We start from the raw sequence: 15863 nt of genomic DNA, 5'->3' as shown, positions 1-15863 counted from the left end.
TGGCATGGTGGAAAGGTACCTCACTTCCCCAGCGAGATGCTGGTTTCAAGGTGTCCACCATCTGGGGGTCAGGTCCAAGGAGCCCGAGTTTCCGGCTGGAAACAAGCCATCAACCAAATGGCCGTAGCCTTTCCCGCCCGCTTCGACAAATACCTATAAACCTAGCCCCATACACAAACAACTTGACACGCTCTCGAAGCACACCCCAGTACGCCCCACAGACTGAGCAACACCTAGGTTGCGGCACACCTCCCAGAGCTGCTCGCTGGTAAATTGTGTTCCCCGGTCGGCGTGAAACACCAGCCCGTCAGGAACGTCACCACGCAGCGTATGCGCCATCCGTAGGGCCCGTTCGACCAAACTTGTGTCTTGCACGCTATCCATAGCCCAGCCCAGTACCCTGCGGGAATGACCATCGCGGACCACGCATAAATACAACCAGCCTTCACCGGTGCGCAGATAAGTAATATCTGACATCCACACCCGGTTAAGCTCACCAGCATCAAACATGCGCCGGACTAGGTCAGGAAGACTTGACTTACGCTTGGCTTGGATCGTTGTCACGGGCACAAAAGCACGCGGTGAAATCCCTTCAATTCCCATCAGGCGCATCCGCTTAGCCACAGTCTTACGATTTACACTGATCTGGTAGCGCTCGGCGAGTTCTGCGGTAATCCGCGGAGCACCATAGACCTCATCGGAGTCTTTCCAGATCTGATGAATCTTACGATCAACATCATCGTAAAAAGATGTCCGATCATCTTTACCGGATAAGCGTTGCTGCTGCATATGGGCCCATTTGTAGTATCCAGACCGAGATACCTTCAAAAGGCGTGCCATGCGCTTGATGCTGTAGTTAGCCTTCTCTGGCTGCATTAACTCGAACTTTTCTGATCGCGTTGCTGTGCGGCGAAGAAGGCTGTCGCTTTTGACAAAAACTCATTATCCATCTTGGCTTCTGCCAGCTCACGACGCAGACGAGCATTCTCAGCACGAAGATCAGCCTCACTTAGCCCATCAGAGGATCCTTGGCGTTGACGCTCATTTTTTACCCACCGGCCTAAAAGGCCAGGTGCGACACCAATTTCTTTGGCTACATGAGCAATTGGGCGCTGCGATTCGATTACTAGGTTTGCGGCTTCACGTCGATACTCAGGTGTGTATTTCTGGCGTTGTTGACTCACAATGAACATCCTCTCTTACGGACACAAGATCCGCACTAATCGGGTGTCCACTAAACGAGGGTAACCTCAATTGGTCGAGACATTGGATTGCGACACGAAGGAGATGAAGCGGGCGCCATCAATGAATGTCATGCGCAGGCTAAAAACGGTGGTTTGATCAAGATAAACTGATTGGTAAGGAATTTGTTGTGAAAGAAAGAACGATCATTCCGGGAATACTTTTTGGAATTGTCGTGGGCGTCGCAACCCTTTACGGCGGAGTGGTCCTGTCCACATGGCTTCCAATACCTTTCGTCTTCTATGGGCTACCTCTACCTTCATTGGTGGTGTGGGGTGTATTAGCCATGTCTGTCTACATGTTGAAAAAGGGTCGGCTTAGCGACCGATCATGGCGTGCTTTTGCCTTCACATTCGCTGCGGCTTTCGTCGTATCAGCGTTCTTATGGGTGAGCACCATTTCTGGCTATGGAAACTTCGCATAGCCTATAGATATGGAACCGCTGTAAGGCCAATTACAGTTAGTCCCTCTAGATTGAAGTCTAGAGGGACTAACTGTAACCGCAGAAGAACCTATTTCCACTTAAGTTTCTGCGTATTTTGGAACTGCTAAGGACTCTCTAACGCTTTCCATTCGTTCCAGAGCCATTGCCAGAGTAACCATTAAACTGGACAGAATACCGCGACCATGCTCACGCCGAGGCTAAGCTAGAGCAAGCTGATGTACCAAGTAGACGCATCGACGACGTGTTGCCAAATGAAATGTCCCAGGTTTTGTTCCGTTTGAGTAGATGGGAAAATCTGGAACATGCCAAGAAAATTTGACCAAGATGCAAAGGACCGCGTGGTCCGTCTCGTGGAAGACCGCATCTTGGCGGAAAATATGTCGATGTACCCCGCGTGCCAGGCAGTAGCTGCAAAGTTGGGGGTTTCATGGCACACGGCTTGTCAATGGACTTAAGCCTGCTCGCCGTGCAGGAAGCACCCCAGAACCTGTTCCTGAAGATGTGGCCGCCGAAAACGCGAGGCTACGCCGTAAAAATCAAGAGCTACGCGACACTAATGAGTTGCTGAAGGCTGCGTCAGCTTTTTCGCGTCGGAGCCAGGCCCCAAACGTCGGAAATGATCCGGTTAATCGATAAATACCGGAATCATTTCTCTGTCGAGTTCATCTGCAAGACGTTGAAAAATAACCGGGCTGGTGGGTTCATCACCTCGCGTGGTTATCGCCAGTCCAAAGCCCGTGGGCTAAGCGCTCGTCGCCTTCGTGACGGTTGTTCTAGTTGAACGCATTAGTGCTGTTCATCGGGATAATGACGGTGTCTACGGCGTGCGGAAAATGTGGCACGCGCTTCACCGTGACGGAATAGATATCGGCCGTGAGCAAACCGCCCGGCTGATGCGCCTGGCCGGTGTTTCTGGCACAGGCACAGGCGGATCACCAATCACAACCCGTAAGCCTAACGTGCCGGGTCTGCGCCCAGATTTGGTCGAGCGTGAGTTCAAAGCCCAAGGCCCGAATAAGCTGTGGGTGGCCGACATTACCTACGTGCGCACGAAGAAAGGCTTTGTGTACACCGCGTTTGTCACTGACGTTTACTCCCGACGGATAGTTGGATGGGCATTATCGGACTCGATGCGCACCGAGGCATTACCGCTGCAAGCACTCAACCAAGCGATTGTGAAGTGTCCCAGGATCTGTTCCGTTTAAGTAGAAGAGAAAACCTTGGAAACCTCACCGCGCCAACATTAAATGTTGTCTAGTTCGCGAACCCCACAACTCAACAAATTCGGATATGCGGGCAAAACCCCGCTTCCTCCGTGGATTTTTATCCGAAAGGAAGCGGGGTTGCAATGTGCCCCTGGTGAGACTCGAACTCACACTGGACGGGTTTTGAATCCGTTGCCTCTGCCAATTGGGCTACAGGGGCAATCAAAAGCGAGCGCCTTTGACTGTTGGAAATACTAGCGCAGGGGTTGGCGCAATTCCTAATTGGGGTCCCCGTCCAGTAAAAAGGCCTGCTCAAGGCGGTGAAGTTGGGTGGGGTATCGCCGTGTCCATGGTGTTGCCTAGTATGGGGCAGGTGACTTCCAATAAGACCCGCCTTTTGCTCATTGACGGCCATTCCATGGCATTTCGTGCCTTTTATGCCCTGCCGGTGGAAAACTTTTCTACCTCCGGCGGCCAGCACACCAACGCCGTGTATGGCTTTTTATCCATGCTGTCCAATATTGTCTCTGAGGAAAGGCCGGATGCTATCGCGGTTGCCTTTGACGTTGGCCGGAAGACTTTCCGCACGGAGATGTTCCCGGATTATAAGGCGCAGCGCGAGGCCGCGCCGGAAGAATTTAAGGGCCAAGTAGACATCATTCGCGATACCTTGGAGACCTTGGGTATTACGACGCTCTCGCGCGAAAATTACGAGGCCGACGATATTTTGGCCACCCTTGCCACCCAGGCGCAGGACTACGAGACGCTGATTGTCACTGGCGACCGCGATTATCTGCAGCTGGTTACGGATTCGACCACGGTGCTCTATCCCATGAAGGGAGTATCCACGCTGCACCGGTTTACCCCGGAGGCCGTCGAGGATAAATACGGGCTTACCCCCGTGCAGTATCCCGATTTTGCTGCCTTGCGCGGCGATCCATCCGATAACCTCCCCGGCATTCCCAAGGTGGGAGAAAAGACCGCCACCAAGTGGATAGTCAAGTATGGAGACTTGACTTCCTTGGTAGAGCACGCCGAAGAAATCAATGGCGTGGTGGGAAATAACTTCCGCGAACGCATCGAGCAGGTGCAGATGAACCGGAAGCTTACCCAGATGATTACAGATATGGACTTAGACGTCGGTCCAGATGATCTGGCATTCAGGGAAGCCAAGGTTGCCGATGTTGCTGCGAAGTTCGATGAGCTAGAGTTTGGCACCAACCTGCGCGATCGTGTCTTAGCGGCCATTCCCAACGATGGCGCTGAGGCCGCTGAGCAAGTTGCGGATTCCCCAGATGTCGAGCTCACCATCGATGACGCCTCCCTGAGCGAATGGTTACCTAACCGCGAGCACGTAGCCGTGTATGTGCAAGGTGAGGGTACCCCGGGCCAAAGCGATGCCTCTGCCATCGCTTTTGTGGACCGCAACCACCACGGCTTGCAGGTAGAACTCGGGGAGCTTTCCGCCGATGAGGAAAAGGTCTTGGTCCAGTGGCTAGAATCGCCGGCCCCTAAGTATTTCCACGCCGCGAAGGCCGCGTTCCACATGCTGGCAGGGCGCGGCATTGAGCTCAACGGGCTTGCGCACGATACGGCCTTGGCGGCGTATATCCTGCGCCCAGGCCAGCGCACCTACGAGCTTTCCGATGTCTACCAGCGCCACCTTCAAAAGTCCCTCGGCGCCGCCTCGGAGCAGATGTCGCTGCTCGATAGCTCCTCCCTGGTAGATCAGGCGGCGGCAATCATGGAGCTGGCGGAAAAACTCACCGCGGAACTGCAGGACATCGACTCTTTCGAGCTCTATACCGACCTGGAATTGCCGCTGGTGACCATCTTGGCGCGCATGGAGGCTACGGGCATTGCGGTCGATGTAGACATTTTGGAAACCCAAAAGGATGCCTTTGTGGAGCAGGTCGCGGAACAGGAACGCTCCGCGCGCGAGCTTGCCGGCGATGACAAGCTCAACCTAAATTCTCCTAAGCAGCTGCAAAAGGCGCTTTTTGAGACCTTCGATATGCCCAAGACGAAAAAGACAAAGACGGGCTATTCCACGGCCGCGAAGGAAATCGAGCAGCTGGCAATCAAGCACCCGCACCCGTTCTTGGATCACCTATTGGCCCACCGCGAGTACCAAAAGATGAAGACCACGCTGGAGGGCCTCATCAAGACCGTCCAACCGGATGGCCGCATCCACACCACTTTTAACCAGACGGTGACTTCGACGGGGCGTTTGTCCTCGACGGAGCCCAACCTGCAAAACATCCCGGTGCGCACGGAGGCCGGCCGCCAGATTCGCTCGGCGTTTATCGTGGGAGAGGGATTTGAGCAGCTAATGACCGCGGACTACTCGCAGATTGAAATGCGCGTTATGGCGCACCTTTCTGCCGATCCCGGGTTGATTGAGGCCTACAAGGCCGGGGAGGACCTGCACAATTTCGTTGGTTCTAGGGTCTTTGATGTGCCCGTTGACCAGGTGACCCCTGAGCTGCGCCGCCGGGTAAAGGCCATGTCTTATGGCTTGGTCTACGGTCTGTCCGCATTTGGGCTATCGCAGCAGCTGGGAATCCCTGCTGGTGAAGCCAAGTCGATTATGGAAAGCTACTTCGAGCGCTTTGGCGGTGTGAAGAAGTACCTGGATGATGTCGTGGAGCAAGCCCGCAAGGATGGTTATACGGCCACGCTCTTTGGTCGCCGCCGCTACCTGCCAGAGCTTAACTCCGATAACCGGCTGGCCCGCGAAAACGCGGAGCGCGCTGCGTTGAATGCCCCGATCCAGGGAACGGCCGCGGATATCATCAAGGTCGCGATGAGTCGCGTGGACCGTGCGTTGCGCGACATGAAATCACGTGTTTTGCTCCAGGTCCACGATGAATTGGTGGTGGAGGTCGCCCCCGGCGAGGCCGATCAAGTCCGCGAGATTCTTGAGCGCGAGATGGATTCTGCCATCGAGCTGAACGTGCCACTCGAAGTCTCTGCCGGCGCCGGCACGGATTGGGACGCCGCGGCCCACTAGTTCGATGATGACGCTTAACCGGCGCGAACGCGCCCGCATGCGCTTGGCCGCCCAGGGGCTCACGGCCCAACGCTGGCACACCGCTGCAGAGGCGGTTCGCGCCTTTGGCGTTACGCAAGGCCAGGACCTGCATTCGGTGCGCCGGTCCTTGGCGCTGCGCGCAACGGATGAATCGGATAAGTCCGAGATCGTGCGCGGCTATGCGATGCGCAACACGTTGTTCACCGCCTCCGTCAAGGATATGGGCTGGATAACCGAGCTATGTGCGAAGCCTCGAAAAGGCGATGCAGCGGTACGGGAAGCCGTGCTGCAGCTTATCGATGCCCCATTAACGCGCGCAGAATTGAAAGCACGCGCCGCCCGGGCCTTGCCCGAGCTACCTTTCTGGCACGTGGTACGCATCGCCATGGAAAGCGGGCATGCGTGTTATGCAGGCGAAGAGCAGCTCATTACTCCGGTGGAGTTAGACGGCCTGGAGGCCCTCTTTAACGGCGACTCGGTGGCCGCCACGACGGAATTGATGACGCGCTATTTTCGCACCCATGGTCCGGCGACGCTGCAAGACTTTGCGTGGTGGTCCAAGCTGCCCCAAAAGCTCATTCGTCCCGCAGCGGAGAATTTGCCGGATGACCTCATCCGGATAGGTAGGGAAGGCGAGGAGCTGGTCTCTACAGAGGTGCTGGAGCTGCCAGAGGTGAGAAGGAAGAAATCGGTGCTGCTATTGGGCGCCTTTGATGAATACATTTTGGGGTACCAAGATCGACTTTTTGCCATGTCAGCGGATATGCACCACGCGGTCGTTCCCGGGAACCAGGGCATTTTCCGCCGCGCCATCGTTATTGACGGCCAAGTGCGCGGCATGTGGAATAAGCAGGGGATTGAGGACTGGGGTATTCCCGCCTACGCGTCACGCCGCGTGGAACGGCAGTGGAAAGACTGCTGAGAAGTGCGTGAAGCAGATGAGGATTTTAAAGTAGTTTCATGGAGTTTCTCGGAAAACGTATTACCTGGAAGTCCCATCCCTACGTCTTGCGCTTTTTTGAGACTACGTGGGCAGTCATGGTCGCATACCCGGCGGGACAAATTGCTGAGAGCGGCTTAAAAGAAGCAGTAAGCAGCGATAAATCTTACTTCATTTTCTATGCGGTTATAACTTTTGGGTTTTTCCTTTCTGCTGGCAACGCCGCCAGAGAAGGCGAGAACCCGTGGCGCTACCGAATTCAGGCGGCCGGTGTAATGATTGCGGTAACTGTCATTGCCGTGGCCTTCCCGTATTCGTGGGTATTTGCGCTCATTACTATTGCTGCCGTGGTGTACTACCTCTGGCCGCGCATCGCTGTGGAATCCTCCTGAGGTCGCTTTTCCACTAGGCAACCGGCCAAGAGGTCAAAGGGTGTTTGGCCGATGGCTAAAACCGAAAGGCCTAAAATCGCAAGGATAATGCCGTCGATGTTCCAGCCGGTAAGCGTCAGGGGCGTGAGCAGCAGCCACGAATTGCGCAGGCACGCGGTGACAAACGGCGAGCGGGCCGGGATGATTTCGAGCTGCATCGACCATTTGCCCAGGGAGGTTGACTTCTTCGTTTCCACCCACACGCGGTAGATATAGAAGACCACGGCGAGAGCGACCGCCTCGTAGATCTCTTCGGGGCGGCCGGATAAGGGGGAACCGGCAAGCGCATTAATCAGCCACCGCACCACGGTGACGATGGCGGCCACGAGAAAGGCGTCGATCCACCAAGCCACGGCGCGGCGCAGGAAAATTCCCAGTCTTTCGGCAATCATGTTGTCCACGTTAGCTGTAGGCGCGGCAGATGAAAATCATGCTGCCAGGGAAAATTTCCCCGCGCTGCCTAGACCACTGACCCCAGGCGGTATCTAAGCCTTCGGGCCATTCCGGTTCGATGATGTCCTCGATGAGGAATGGTCCGCGACCTTGGAGCGCGCGGAACCAATCGCTGATGGTGCGGTGAAACTCGGCGTAGGTGAGCGTCCCAGCGGAATCGTGTTCCAGGTAGGCGCGGTCGAAGTAGCTGATTTCTGCGGTAAGGCTGATGGGATCGTCGGGGAAGATCCAGCGCATTGGGTGGGTCACGGAGAAGACGAACCGCCCGCCTGGGCGCACAACACGGGCAACTTCCGCGAGCGCGGCATCGAGATCAGCAAGGAAGGGGAATGCGCCGAACGCAGAAAACGCCACGTCAAAGGAATCGGTGGCGTAGGGCAGTGCCAGTGCATCGGCTTGGATGAGCGCCAACCCGGGATCTGCGTGGGAGAGCATTCCCCGGGAAATATCGCAGCCGGTGACAAAGCGGGCGCGGGCGCTGAGCCACTGGGTACAGGCGGCAGACCCGCAGCCAATTTCGAGGACGGCGGCAGAGGAGACATCGCCAAGCAGCTGCGCATCGGCCTCGTGGAGCATCTCCGGACACCAATAAAAAGAGGAACCAATAAAAAGAGGAAAGGTACTCGGGGTGCTCGGCATGGTAGTTGGCCGCATCACCGTCCCAGTGGGATTGATTGGCGTGAGAAGGCGAAGTCACTGGGGTGGGTTACCTTTCTGTTTGGCGTGCAATATTTGCCGTATAAGCTGGACAGATGTAGGCTCTTACAAGCATGTCTATGCCACGGGTTGTTGCAGGCTATTGTAGGAAAGCTTGGGGCAATCACGCGGCGGGATCGAATGTGGCCTCTATCTCCTGTATTTGTGTAGCGCAGATGGGCTTTTAATTCGAGAGACACGCAGTTGTCCACGAACGATTTCCTACATTTATTCGGAGCATTTTTACAATATGCCATCTTCTACTACCCCTCAGGTTGCGATCAACGATATCGGAACTGCAGAGGACTTCCTCGCAGCTGTAGACGCCACCATCAAGTACTTCAACGATGGTGACATTGTCGGGGGTACCGTCGTCAAGGTTGACCACGACGAGGTACTGCTGGACATCGGATACAAGACCGAAGGCGTTATCCCTTCCCGCGAGCTGTCCATCAAGCACGACGTCAATCCCGACGAGGTCGTCGAGGTCGGCGATGAGGTTGACGCGCTTGTCCTGACCAAGGAGGACAAGGAAGGCCGCCTGATCCTGTCCAAGAAGCGCGCACAGTACGAGCGTGCTTGGGGCGCCATCGAGGAGCTGCAGGCCAAGGAAGAGCCGGTTACCGGTACCGTCATCGAGGTTGTCAAGGGTGGTCTCATCCTGGACATCGGCCTGCGCGGCTTCCTGCCTGCTTCCCTCGTTGAGATGCGTCGCGTCCGCGACCTGGAGCCCTACATTGGCCAGGAGCTGGAAGCTAAGATCATCGAGCTGGACAAGCAGCGCAACAACGTTGTCCTGTCCCGCCGTGCATACCTGGAGCAGACCCAGTCTGAGGTCCGTTCCGAGTTCCTGCACCAGTTGCAGAAGGGTCAGGTCCGCAAGGGCGTTGTCTCTTCCATCGTCAACTTCGGCGCCTTCGTCGATCTTGGCGGCGTCGACGGCCTGGTTCACGTTTCCGAGCTGTCCTGGAAGCACATCGACCACCCATCTGAGGTTGTCACCGTTGGTGACGAGGTAACCGTTGAGGTTCTGGACGTTGATCTGGACCGCGAGCGCGTTTCCCTGTCCCTGAAGGCAACCCAGGAAGACCCATGGCGCGTCTTCGCCCGCACCCACGCTGTGGGCCAGATCGTGCCGGGCAAGGTCACCAAGCTGGTTCCGTTCGGTGCGTTCGTTCGCGTCGAGGAAGGCATCGAGGGCCTGGTTCACATTTCCGAGCTGGCTCAGCGCCACGTCGAGGTTCCGGACCAGGTTGTCACCGTTGGCCAGGAAGTTATGGTCAAGGTCATCGACATCGACCTCGAGCGTCGTCGTATCTCCTTGTCCGTCAAGCAGGCTGACGAGGACTACTCCGAAGAGTTCGATCCGTCCAAGTACGGCATGGCTGACTCCTACGACGAGCAGGGCAACTACGTGTTCCCAGAAGGCTTCGACCCGGACACCAACGAGTGGAAGGAAGGCTTCGACGAGCAGCGTCAGGCTTGGGAGGCACGCTACGCAGAGTCCGAGCGCCGCTTCAACCTGCACACCGCTCAGATCGAGCGCAACCGCGCTGCGGCCGCAGAGGCTGCAGAGTCCGCTGAAGCATCCTCCAACTACTCTTCTGACTCCACCGATGCAGCTCCGGCATCGGAGACTCAGGCAGAGTCCGGCGGATCCTTGGCTTCTGACGAGCAGCTCGCCGCACTGCGCGACAAGCTCGCCGGCAACTAAGACGCCTTTGGAGCTTAGGGTGAGATAGTCCCTAACTCCACGCAGCTGCACTAGCCGCGTCCTTCTCCTTCGGGGAGACAGGACGCGGCTTTGTGAGTTTTATGACAGTATATGCAAACGATTGCCCGGTATTTTTCGTTTGCGGGTTCTTGACCTGCGGCAAAGCAAAGGCGCCTGCAAAAAAGACAACTATCCCCACTTAAGACCACTAAATTGGGCTTTTGTTTGTGTTGCCTCTCACTTATAATCCAAGTGTGACGTAATAGCCAGTTGAGTACTGACTATTGTTTTGTCTTTATGCAAGGAGTATGAAGTGGCATCTGTGAAGGACACTTCCACACACATCATCGATAGCTTGGGCGGCGCCGATAACATCACGTCGCTGACGCACTGTGCGACGCGCCTGCGTTTTCAACTCGCTGATGTGGGAAAGTAGATCAGGAAAAGCTGGAAAGCGATACGGCCGTTCTCGGTTCCGTCACGCAGGGTACCCATGGCTACCAAGTAGTCATGGGTGGCGGCGTGGCCAGCTACTACGGCGAAATCATCAAGGACCCTGGGGTCAATCCGCCGGATGAGGAGGCCTCCTCATCTAAGAAGAACTACGACGGTGTGCGCGGTAAGTACGATTGGATCGACTACTGCTTCGAGTTCCTCTCTGATACCTTCCGCCCGATTCTGTGGGCGCTGCTTGGTGCCTCCCTCATCATCACGCTGCTGGTGCTGGCGGATACCATTGGCATCCAAGACTTCCGCGCGCCGTTGGAAGAACAGCCTGAGGGTTACCGCTTGGCCCACGCGATGTTCCAGTCGGTCTTCTACTTCTTGCCGGTGATGGTGGGTGCTACCGCCGCGCAGAAGCTGGGTGCGAATATGTGGGTCTCGGCCGCCATCCCGGCCGCTTTGCTCACGCCGGAGTTCATGTCCCTGGGTGAACAGGGCGATACCGTCAACGTCTTCGGCCTGCCGCTGGTGATTAACTCTTACGGCTCCCAGGTATTCCCACCGATCTTGGCGGCCATCGGCCTGTTCTGGGTGGAAAAGGGCTTGAAGAAGATCATCCCGAGCGCCGTACACATGGTCTTCGTGCCGTTCTTCTCGCTGCTCATCATGATTCCGGCTACGGCCTTCCTGCTCGGCCCATTCGGCATCGGCGTGGGCAATGGCATCTCTTGGGTACTGTTCCAGATCAATGACTTCTCGCCGTTCATCTTGGCCATTGTCATTCCGCTGCTGTACCCATTCCTGGTGCCCATGGGCCTGCACTGGCCGCTCAACGTGATCATGATTCAGAACATCACCACCTACGGCTACGACTTCATCCAAGGCCCCATGGGTGCGTGGAACTTCGCCTGCTTCGGCGTTACCGGCGCCGTGATGGTCATCTCCATGAAGGAGAAGAACAACTCCATGCGCCAGGTCTCCGTCGGTGCCTTCGCAGCCGGCATGCTCGGCGGTATTTCGGAGCCGTCCCTCTACGGCATCTTGCTCCGCTTCCGCCGCACCTACTACCGCCTGCTGCCGGGTTGTGCCATCGGTGGCGCAGTGATGGGGCTTTTCGATGTCCGCGCTAACGCCTTCGTCTTCACCTCCATCTTGACCACCCCAGCCATGACCCCGCAGGTGGGCTACATCATCGGCATCGCCGTGGCATTCTTCACCTCCTTCTCCCTCACGCTGCTGTTTGGTTACCGCACCGCAGAGGAAAAGCAAGCCGATCTTGAGCGCATCGCCCGCGAAAATAACGAGACTGTGGAAGAGGTTGCTAGCCGCTCCGAGTCCCGCATCATCGGCGGATCCGATGATGAGTCGGACGGTTCCGAGAATGCACAGGCTGCAGGGGTTGCGGCTGCTACCGGAATCGCCACCAAGGAAGCAGAACAGGCAATCATCAAGCTGGACTCTCCTCTGGAGGGCGAGGCCGTGGACCTGTCTGAGGTACCGGATCCCATCTTTGCCGGCGCCAAGCTTGGGCCGGGCGCTGCCGTGAAGCCAACCGGCAATACCGTCTACGCGCCTGCCGATGGTACCGTGCTCACCGTCCAAAAATCCGGCCACGCGATCGGTCTGAACCTGGATAACGGCGTACAGCTGCTCATCCACGTTGGCCTGGATACCGTGGAACTCGGCGGAGAGGGATTTGATGTCCACGTGGAAAAGAAGCAGCGCGTTTCTGCTGGCGATAAGCTCATCACCTTTGACGCAGACTTCATCAAGTCCAAGGACTACAACCTGATTACCCCGGTTGTTGTCACCAACGCCAAGAAATTTGGTTCCGTGAGCGGCGCTACCGGCGCTGTCACCCCAAGCGATGAACTCTTGCAGGTTCATCCAAAGCCGGAAGAAGAACTCGAGTCCTAATAGGCACTCTTAAATTCCGTACCAAGGAGCCCAGGTAGTCGTGCCGGGCTCCTTTTCGCGTACCCTGGTACCTTATGAAGCTAATCGGATTAACCGGGGGAATTGGCAGCGGGAAATCTACGGTAGCGAAGCTGTGCGCCCAGCGCGGCTGGCGGGTGGTGGACGCAGATCGCATAGCGAGGGACATCGTCAAGCCTGGCCAACCGGCATTGGCCGAGCTAGCGGAGAAATTCGGCGAGGATATCCTGCAGGAAGACGGCAGCCTCGACCGCAAGGAACTCGCTCGCCGGGCCTTCGTGGACAAGGAGCATACCGAGCTCCTCAATTCGATTACGCACCCGCGCATCCAGGAAGAGACCCAGCGGCAATTTGCCGCCGCGCGCGAAGAGGGCGTTGATTTTACGGTCTATGACATGCCGCTGCTGGTGGATAATGGGCTCGACGGGGATATGGATTTTGTGATCGTCGTGGACGTGGACCCAGAAGAGCGGGTGCGGCGCCTCGTGGATTTCCGCGGACTCGATGAGGAAGACGCGCGCAAAAGGATTAACGCCCAGATTTCTGATGAGAAGCGGCTCGCGGCAGCAAGCCATGTCATAGACAATAACGGCACGCAGGAACAACTGGCCGAGCACGCAGTGGCGGTCTGCGATGAGATCGAGGCGGCGTCTTCTTAGTCTTAACCTTTTTGGTAGGTAGCGTTAACGCATTTTCCTATTAATGTTTGCTTTTGGCCCCTACACTACTTGAGCGTGGGAACTTGGGGCACTGGACCATTCGATAATCACGCGGCGCGAGACGTACTCGATAGCCTGCGGGATGGTTCTTTTGATCTCCGGCACTTTCAGCGATCGTGCGGCACGGGGGTGCTCGATTCCGATGAAGCCGAAGCGGTCATAGCATTAGGTGCACTGACGAAGTTGCCGGCCGATGGCCTGCCGGACGGCCTAGCCTCACGGGATTTAGCGTCCCTGAATACCCCGCAATCCAAGGCGTGGCTGCGCCGGCGCATTAACCAAGCCATGTGCTCTGATTCCTCGTCGGTCTACGCGCTTTGGGAACCGACAGGGGAGCTTGAGCAGTGGTTGCATACCGCCCAGGCCGCGCTGCCGTGAAATGGCTAGCAGGAGCGTACAAGCAGTAGAATAGCGGGCATGGCTTTTGCTGCTGAACATCCCCTTATTCCAAACTCTGAACACCGCGTCGTCGGCGAGGTAGAACGCACCCCCGGCAAATTTCAGGTGGTTTCTGATTATGAACCCGCCGGTGACCAGCCTGCCGCCATCAAGGAACTTGATGAGCGCCTAAACCGCGACGAGCGCGATGTTGTGCTCATGGGTGCCACCGGTACGGGTAAATCCGCGACGGCCGCGTGGCTGATTGAAAAGCAGCAGCGACCCACGCTTGTCATGGCGCCCAATAAGACCTTGGCCGCACAGCTGGCCAATGAGCTGCGCCAATTATTGCCCAATAACGCGGTGGAATACTTCGTCTCCTATTACGACTACTACCAGCCGGAAGCCTATATCGCGCAGACCGATACCTATATTGAAAAAGACTCCTCCATTAATGAGGACGTCGAGCGCCTGCGCCACTCGGCCACCTCTGGATTGCTCTCGCGGCGCGATGTCGTGGTGGTCTCCTCGGTCTCGTGCATTTACGGCCTGGGCACTCCGCAATCCTATTTGGATCGCTCGGTGATTATCGCCGTCGACGAGGAGCTCGACAGGGACCGTTTCCTCTGGCTCTTGGTGGATATCCAATATGAGCGCAACGATGTGGGCTTTACCCGCGGTACCTTCCGCGTCAAGGGTGATACGGTCGATATCATTCCGGCATATGAGGAACGCGCGGTGCGCATCGAGTTCTTCGGCGATGATATTGATTCGCTGTACTATATCCACCCGGTAACCGGTGACGTTATCGAGCAAGTCGATGAAGTGCGCATTTTCCCCGCCACGCACTACGTGGCCGGCCCAGAGCGCATGGAAAAGGCCGTGGCCGATATCAAGGAAGAGTTGGCTGAGCGCCTCGAGGATCTAGAAAACCGCGGCAAGCTCTTAGAAGCGCAGCGGCTGCGCATGCGCACGGAATATGACCTAGAGATGATCGAGCAGGTGGGATTCTGTTCCGGCATTGAGAACTACTCCCGCCACGTGGATGGCCGCCCGGCGGGGTCCGCGCCAGCCACGCTCTTGGACTATTTCCCAGAGGATTTTCTTACCATCATCGATGAGTCCCACGTGACCGTGCCACAGATCGGTGGCATGTACGAAGGCGATATGTCGCGCAAGCGAAACCTGGTGGAGTTTGGCTTCCGCCTGCCCTCCGCGGTGGACAACCGGCCACTGACCTTTGACGAATTTGAAGAGCGCGTTGGTCAAACCGTTTATATGTCGGCTACCCCTGGCGATTTCGAAATGACCTCCTCCGGCGGCGAGTTTGTCGAGCAGGTCATTCGCCCGACTGGTCTGGTCGATCCCAAGGTGACGGTGAAGCCCACCAAGGGCCAGATTGATGATCTCATTGATGAGGTCCGCGGCCGCATCGCCGTGAAGGAGCGCGTATTGGTCACCACCTTGACCAAGCGCATGGCAGAAGACCTGACGGATTACCTCTTGGAGCAGGGGATTAAGGTCCGCTACCTGCACTCGGATATCGATACGCTGCAGCGCGTGGAACTCCTGCGCCAATTGCGCCAAGGTGAATACGACGTGCTTGTAGGCATTAACCTCTTGCGTGAGGGCTTGGACTTGCCTGAGGTCTCGCTCGTGGCCATCCTTGATGCGGATAAGGAAGGCTTCTTGCGCTCGACAACATCGCTCATCCAGACCATTGGCCGCGCCGCGCGTAACGTATCGGGCGAGGTCATCATGTATGCGGATAAAATCACCGACTCGATGCAAGAAGCCATCGATGAAACGGAGCGCCGCCGCGAGAAGCAGATTGCCTATAACAAGGAACACGGCGTGGATCCGCAGCCCCTGCGCAAGAAGATCGCCGATATCTTGGATCAGGTCTATGAAAACAACGGGGAAGAGGCGCCGGAGTCGGATCCCTCGGCTGTGGTGGAAAAGCGCGATGTCTCCAGCATGGCCACCGATGAGGTTGAGGCGCTCATCAATGACCTGCAGGCACAGATGGGCGCTGCCGCGCGCGAGTTGAAATTCGAGCTAGCCGGCCGGCTGCGCGATGAGATTGCTGATTTGAAGAAGGAGCTGCGCGGCCTAAAGGAAGCCGGAATCTAGCGGCGTGCGCGGCATCCCGGTACCTCTCTCCCCCTAAAAGTGCGCACTACTGCAACGATCGGCTTATTGGTTCGGCGTCCTGACTATACTGGGG

Annotated in this window: 11 protein-coding genes, 1 tRNA gene and 3 pseudogenes; 10 read left to right on the top strand and 5 right to left on the bottom strand. The window is 56.8% G+C overall.

Annotated features, from left to right (window positions below; translation table 11 throughout):
- Positions 1–153: 153 nt before the first annotated feature.
- Together ABRP86_RS08755 and ABRP86_RS08750 are read right to left on the bottom strand one after the other, a co-directional pair.
- Positions 154–876 carry an IS3 family transposase gene (locus tag ABRP86_RS08755; protein ID WP_349863768.1) on the bottom strand — a complete coding sequence of 241 codons (723 nt, stop codon included), beginning with the start codon at positions 874–876 and terminating at the stop codon, positions 154–156.
- Positions 876–1184: a transposase gene (locus ABRP86_RS08750; RefSeq protein ID WP_349863765.1), complete on the bottom strand. Its 309-nt coding sequence runs from the start codon at positions 1182–1184 to the stop codon at positions 876–878. Before ABRP86_RS08750 ends, ABRP86_RS08755 begins: the two co-directional genes overlap by 1 nt.
- Before the next feature lie 759 nt (positions 1185–1943).
- On the opposite strand from ABRP86_RS08750, the pseudogene ABRP86_RS08745 reads away from it, so the two are divergent.
- Together ABRP86_RS08745 and ABRP86_RS08740 are read left to right on the top strand one after the other, a co-directional pair.
- Positions 1944–2142, top strand: a pseudogene (locus ABRP86_RS08745) (hypothetical protein).
- Between the two features lie 378 nt (positions 2143–2520).
- Positions 2521–2892 (top strand): DDE-type integrase/transposase/recombinase, encoded by a 372-nt coding sequence (locus tag ABRP86_RS08740; protein WP_349863773.1) that lies wholly within the window; start codon positions 2521–2523, stop codon positions 2890–2892.
- Positions 2893–3038: 146 nt separating this feature from the next.
- Here ABRP86_RS08740 and ABRP86_RS08735 read toward each other — a convergent pair.
- Positions 3039–3112: transfer RNA gene (locus tag ABRP86_RS08735), tRNA-Leu, on the bottom strand.
- A gap of 144 nt (positions 3113–3256) precedes the next feature.
- On the opposite strand from ABRP86_RS08735, the gene polA reads away from it, so the two are divergent.
- Genes polA through ABRP86_RS08720 form a run of 3 tightly spaced genes read left to right on the top strand, consistent with a single transcriptional unit; the run spans position 3257 to position 7258 of the window.
- On the top strand, positions 3257–5905 hold the full coding sequence (gene polA / locus ABRP86_RS08730) for a DNA polymerase I (protein ID WP_349863763.1): 2649 nt from the start codon (positions 3257–3259) through the stop codon (positions 5903–5905).
- 4 nt (positions 5906–5909) lie between these two features.
- A complete protein-coding gene (locus tag ABRP86_RS08725) occupies positions 5910–6848 on the top strand; it encodes a DNA glycosylase AlkZ-like family protein (RefSeq protein ID WP_349863760.1) in 939 nt (312 codons plus the stop codon).
- Between the two features lie 38 nt (positions 6849–6886).
- A complete protein-coding gene (locus tag ABRP86_RS08720; RefSeq protein ID WP_005280309.1) occupies positions 6887–7258 on the top strand; it encodes a hypothetical protein in 372 nt (123 codons plus the stop codon).
- Here the strand turns inward: ABRP86_RS08720 and ABRP86_RS08715 are convergent.
- Together ABRP86_RS08715 and ABRP86_RS08710 are read right to left on the bottom strand one after the other, a co-directional pair.
- Positions 7222–7689, bottom strand: a complete 468-nt coding sequence (locus ABRP86_RS08715) for an RDD family protein (RefSeq protein WP_349863755.1) — start codon at positions 7687–7689, stop codon at positions 7222–7224. The two genes, ABRP86_RS08720 and ABRP86_RS08715, sit on opposite strands and share 37 nt — an antisense overlap.
- Before the next feature lie 10 nt (positions 7690–7699).
- Positions 7700–8447: pseudogene (locus ABRP86_RS08710) on the bottom strand (class I SAM-dependent methyltransferase).
- A gap of 249 nt (positions 8448–8696) precedes the next feature.
- Between ABRP86_RS08710 and rpsA the strand changes: the two are divergent.
- The 5 genes and pseudogenes from rpsA to uvrB all read left to right on the top strand — a co-directional run bounded on the left by rpsA (position 8697) and on the right by uvrB (position 15769).
- A complete protein-coding gene (gene rpsA / locus ABRP86_RS08705; protein WP_005280312.1) occupies positions 8697–10160 on the top strand; it encodes a 30S ribosomal protein S1 in 1464 nt (487 codons plus the stop codon).
- Between the two features lie 313 nt (positions 10161–10473).
- Positions 10474–12521: pseudogene (locus ABRP86_RS08700) on the top strand (glucose PTS transporter subunit IIA).
- A 74-nt stretch (positions 12522–12595) separates the two neighbouring features.
- On the top strand, positions 12596–13198 hold the full coding sequence (coaE, locus tag ABRP86_RS08695; protein ID WP_349863752.1) for a dephospho-CoA kinase: 603 nt from the start codon (positions 12596–12598) through the stop codon (positions 13196–13198).
- Positions 13199–13273: 75 nt separating this feature from the next.
- The gene (locus ABRP86_RS08690; RefSeq protein ID WP_349863749.1) at positions 13274–13636 is read left to right on the top strand and encodes a DUF4259 domain-containing protein; all 363 of its coding nucleotides are present in this window, start codon (positions 13274–13276) and stop codon (positions 13634–13636) included.
- 39 nt (positions 13637–13675) lie between these two features.
- The gene (gene uvrB, locus ABRP86_RS08685; protein ID WP_349863746.1) at positions 13676–15769 is read left to right on the top strand and encodes an excinuclease ABC subunit UvrB; all 2094 of its coding nucleotides are present in this window, start codon (positions 13676–13678) and stop codon (positions 15767–15769) included.
- Positions 15770–15863 lie beyond the last annotated feature (94 nt).

The sequence above is a fragment of the Corynebacterium sp. KPL3927 genome (assembly GCF_040225835.1).
GTDB lineage: Bacteria > Actinomycetota > Actinomycetes > Mycobacteriales > Mycobacteriaceae > Corynebacterium.
Note: the sequence above shows the minus strand (reverse complement) of the source record. Positions and strands in the feature narration are given on the sequence as shown.

Excerpts from the sequence above, each read along its gene's own strand:
- ABRP86_RS08720 (WP_005280309.1), top strand. The coding sequence starts at position 6,887 with ATGGAGTTTCTCGGAAAACGTATTACCTGGAAGTCCCATCCCTACGTC.
- coaE (WP_349863752.1), top strand. The coding sequence starts at position 12,596 with ATGAAGCTAATCGGATTAACCGGGGGAATTGGCAGCGGGAAATCTACG.
- rpsA (WP_005280312.1), top strand. The coding sequence starts at position 8,697 with ATGCCATCTTCTACTACCCCTCAGGTTGCGATCAACGATATCGGAACT.
- polA (WP_349863763.1), top strand. The coding sequence starts at position 3,257 with ATGGGGCAGGTGACTTCCAATAAGACCCGCCTTTTGCTCATTGACGGC.
- ABRP86_RS08725 (WP_349863760.1), top strand. The coding sequence starts at position 5,910 with ATGATGACGCTTAACCGGCGCGAACGCGCCCGCATGCGCTTGGCCGCC.
- ABRP86_RS08715 (WP_349863755.1), bottom strand. The coding sequence starts at position 7,689 with ATGATTGCCGAAAGACTGGGAATTTTCCTGCGCCGCGCCGTGGCTTGG.
- ABRP86_RS08755 (WP_349863768.1), bottom strand. The coding sequence starts at position 876 with ATGCAGCCAGAGAAGGCTAACTACAGCATCAAGCGCATGGCACGCCTT.
- uvrB (WP_349863746.1), top strand. The coding sequence starts at position 13,676 with ATGGCTTTTGCTGCTGAACATCCCCTTATTCCAAACTCTGAACACCGC.
- ABRP86_RS08740 (WP_349863773.1), top strand. The coding sequence starts at position 2,521 with ATGTGGCACGCGCTTCACCGTGACGGAATAGATATCGGCCGTGAGCAA.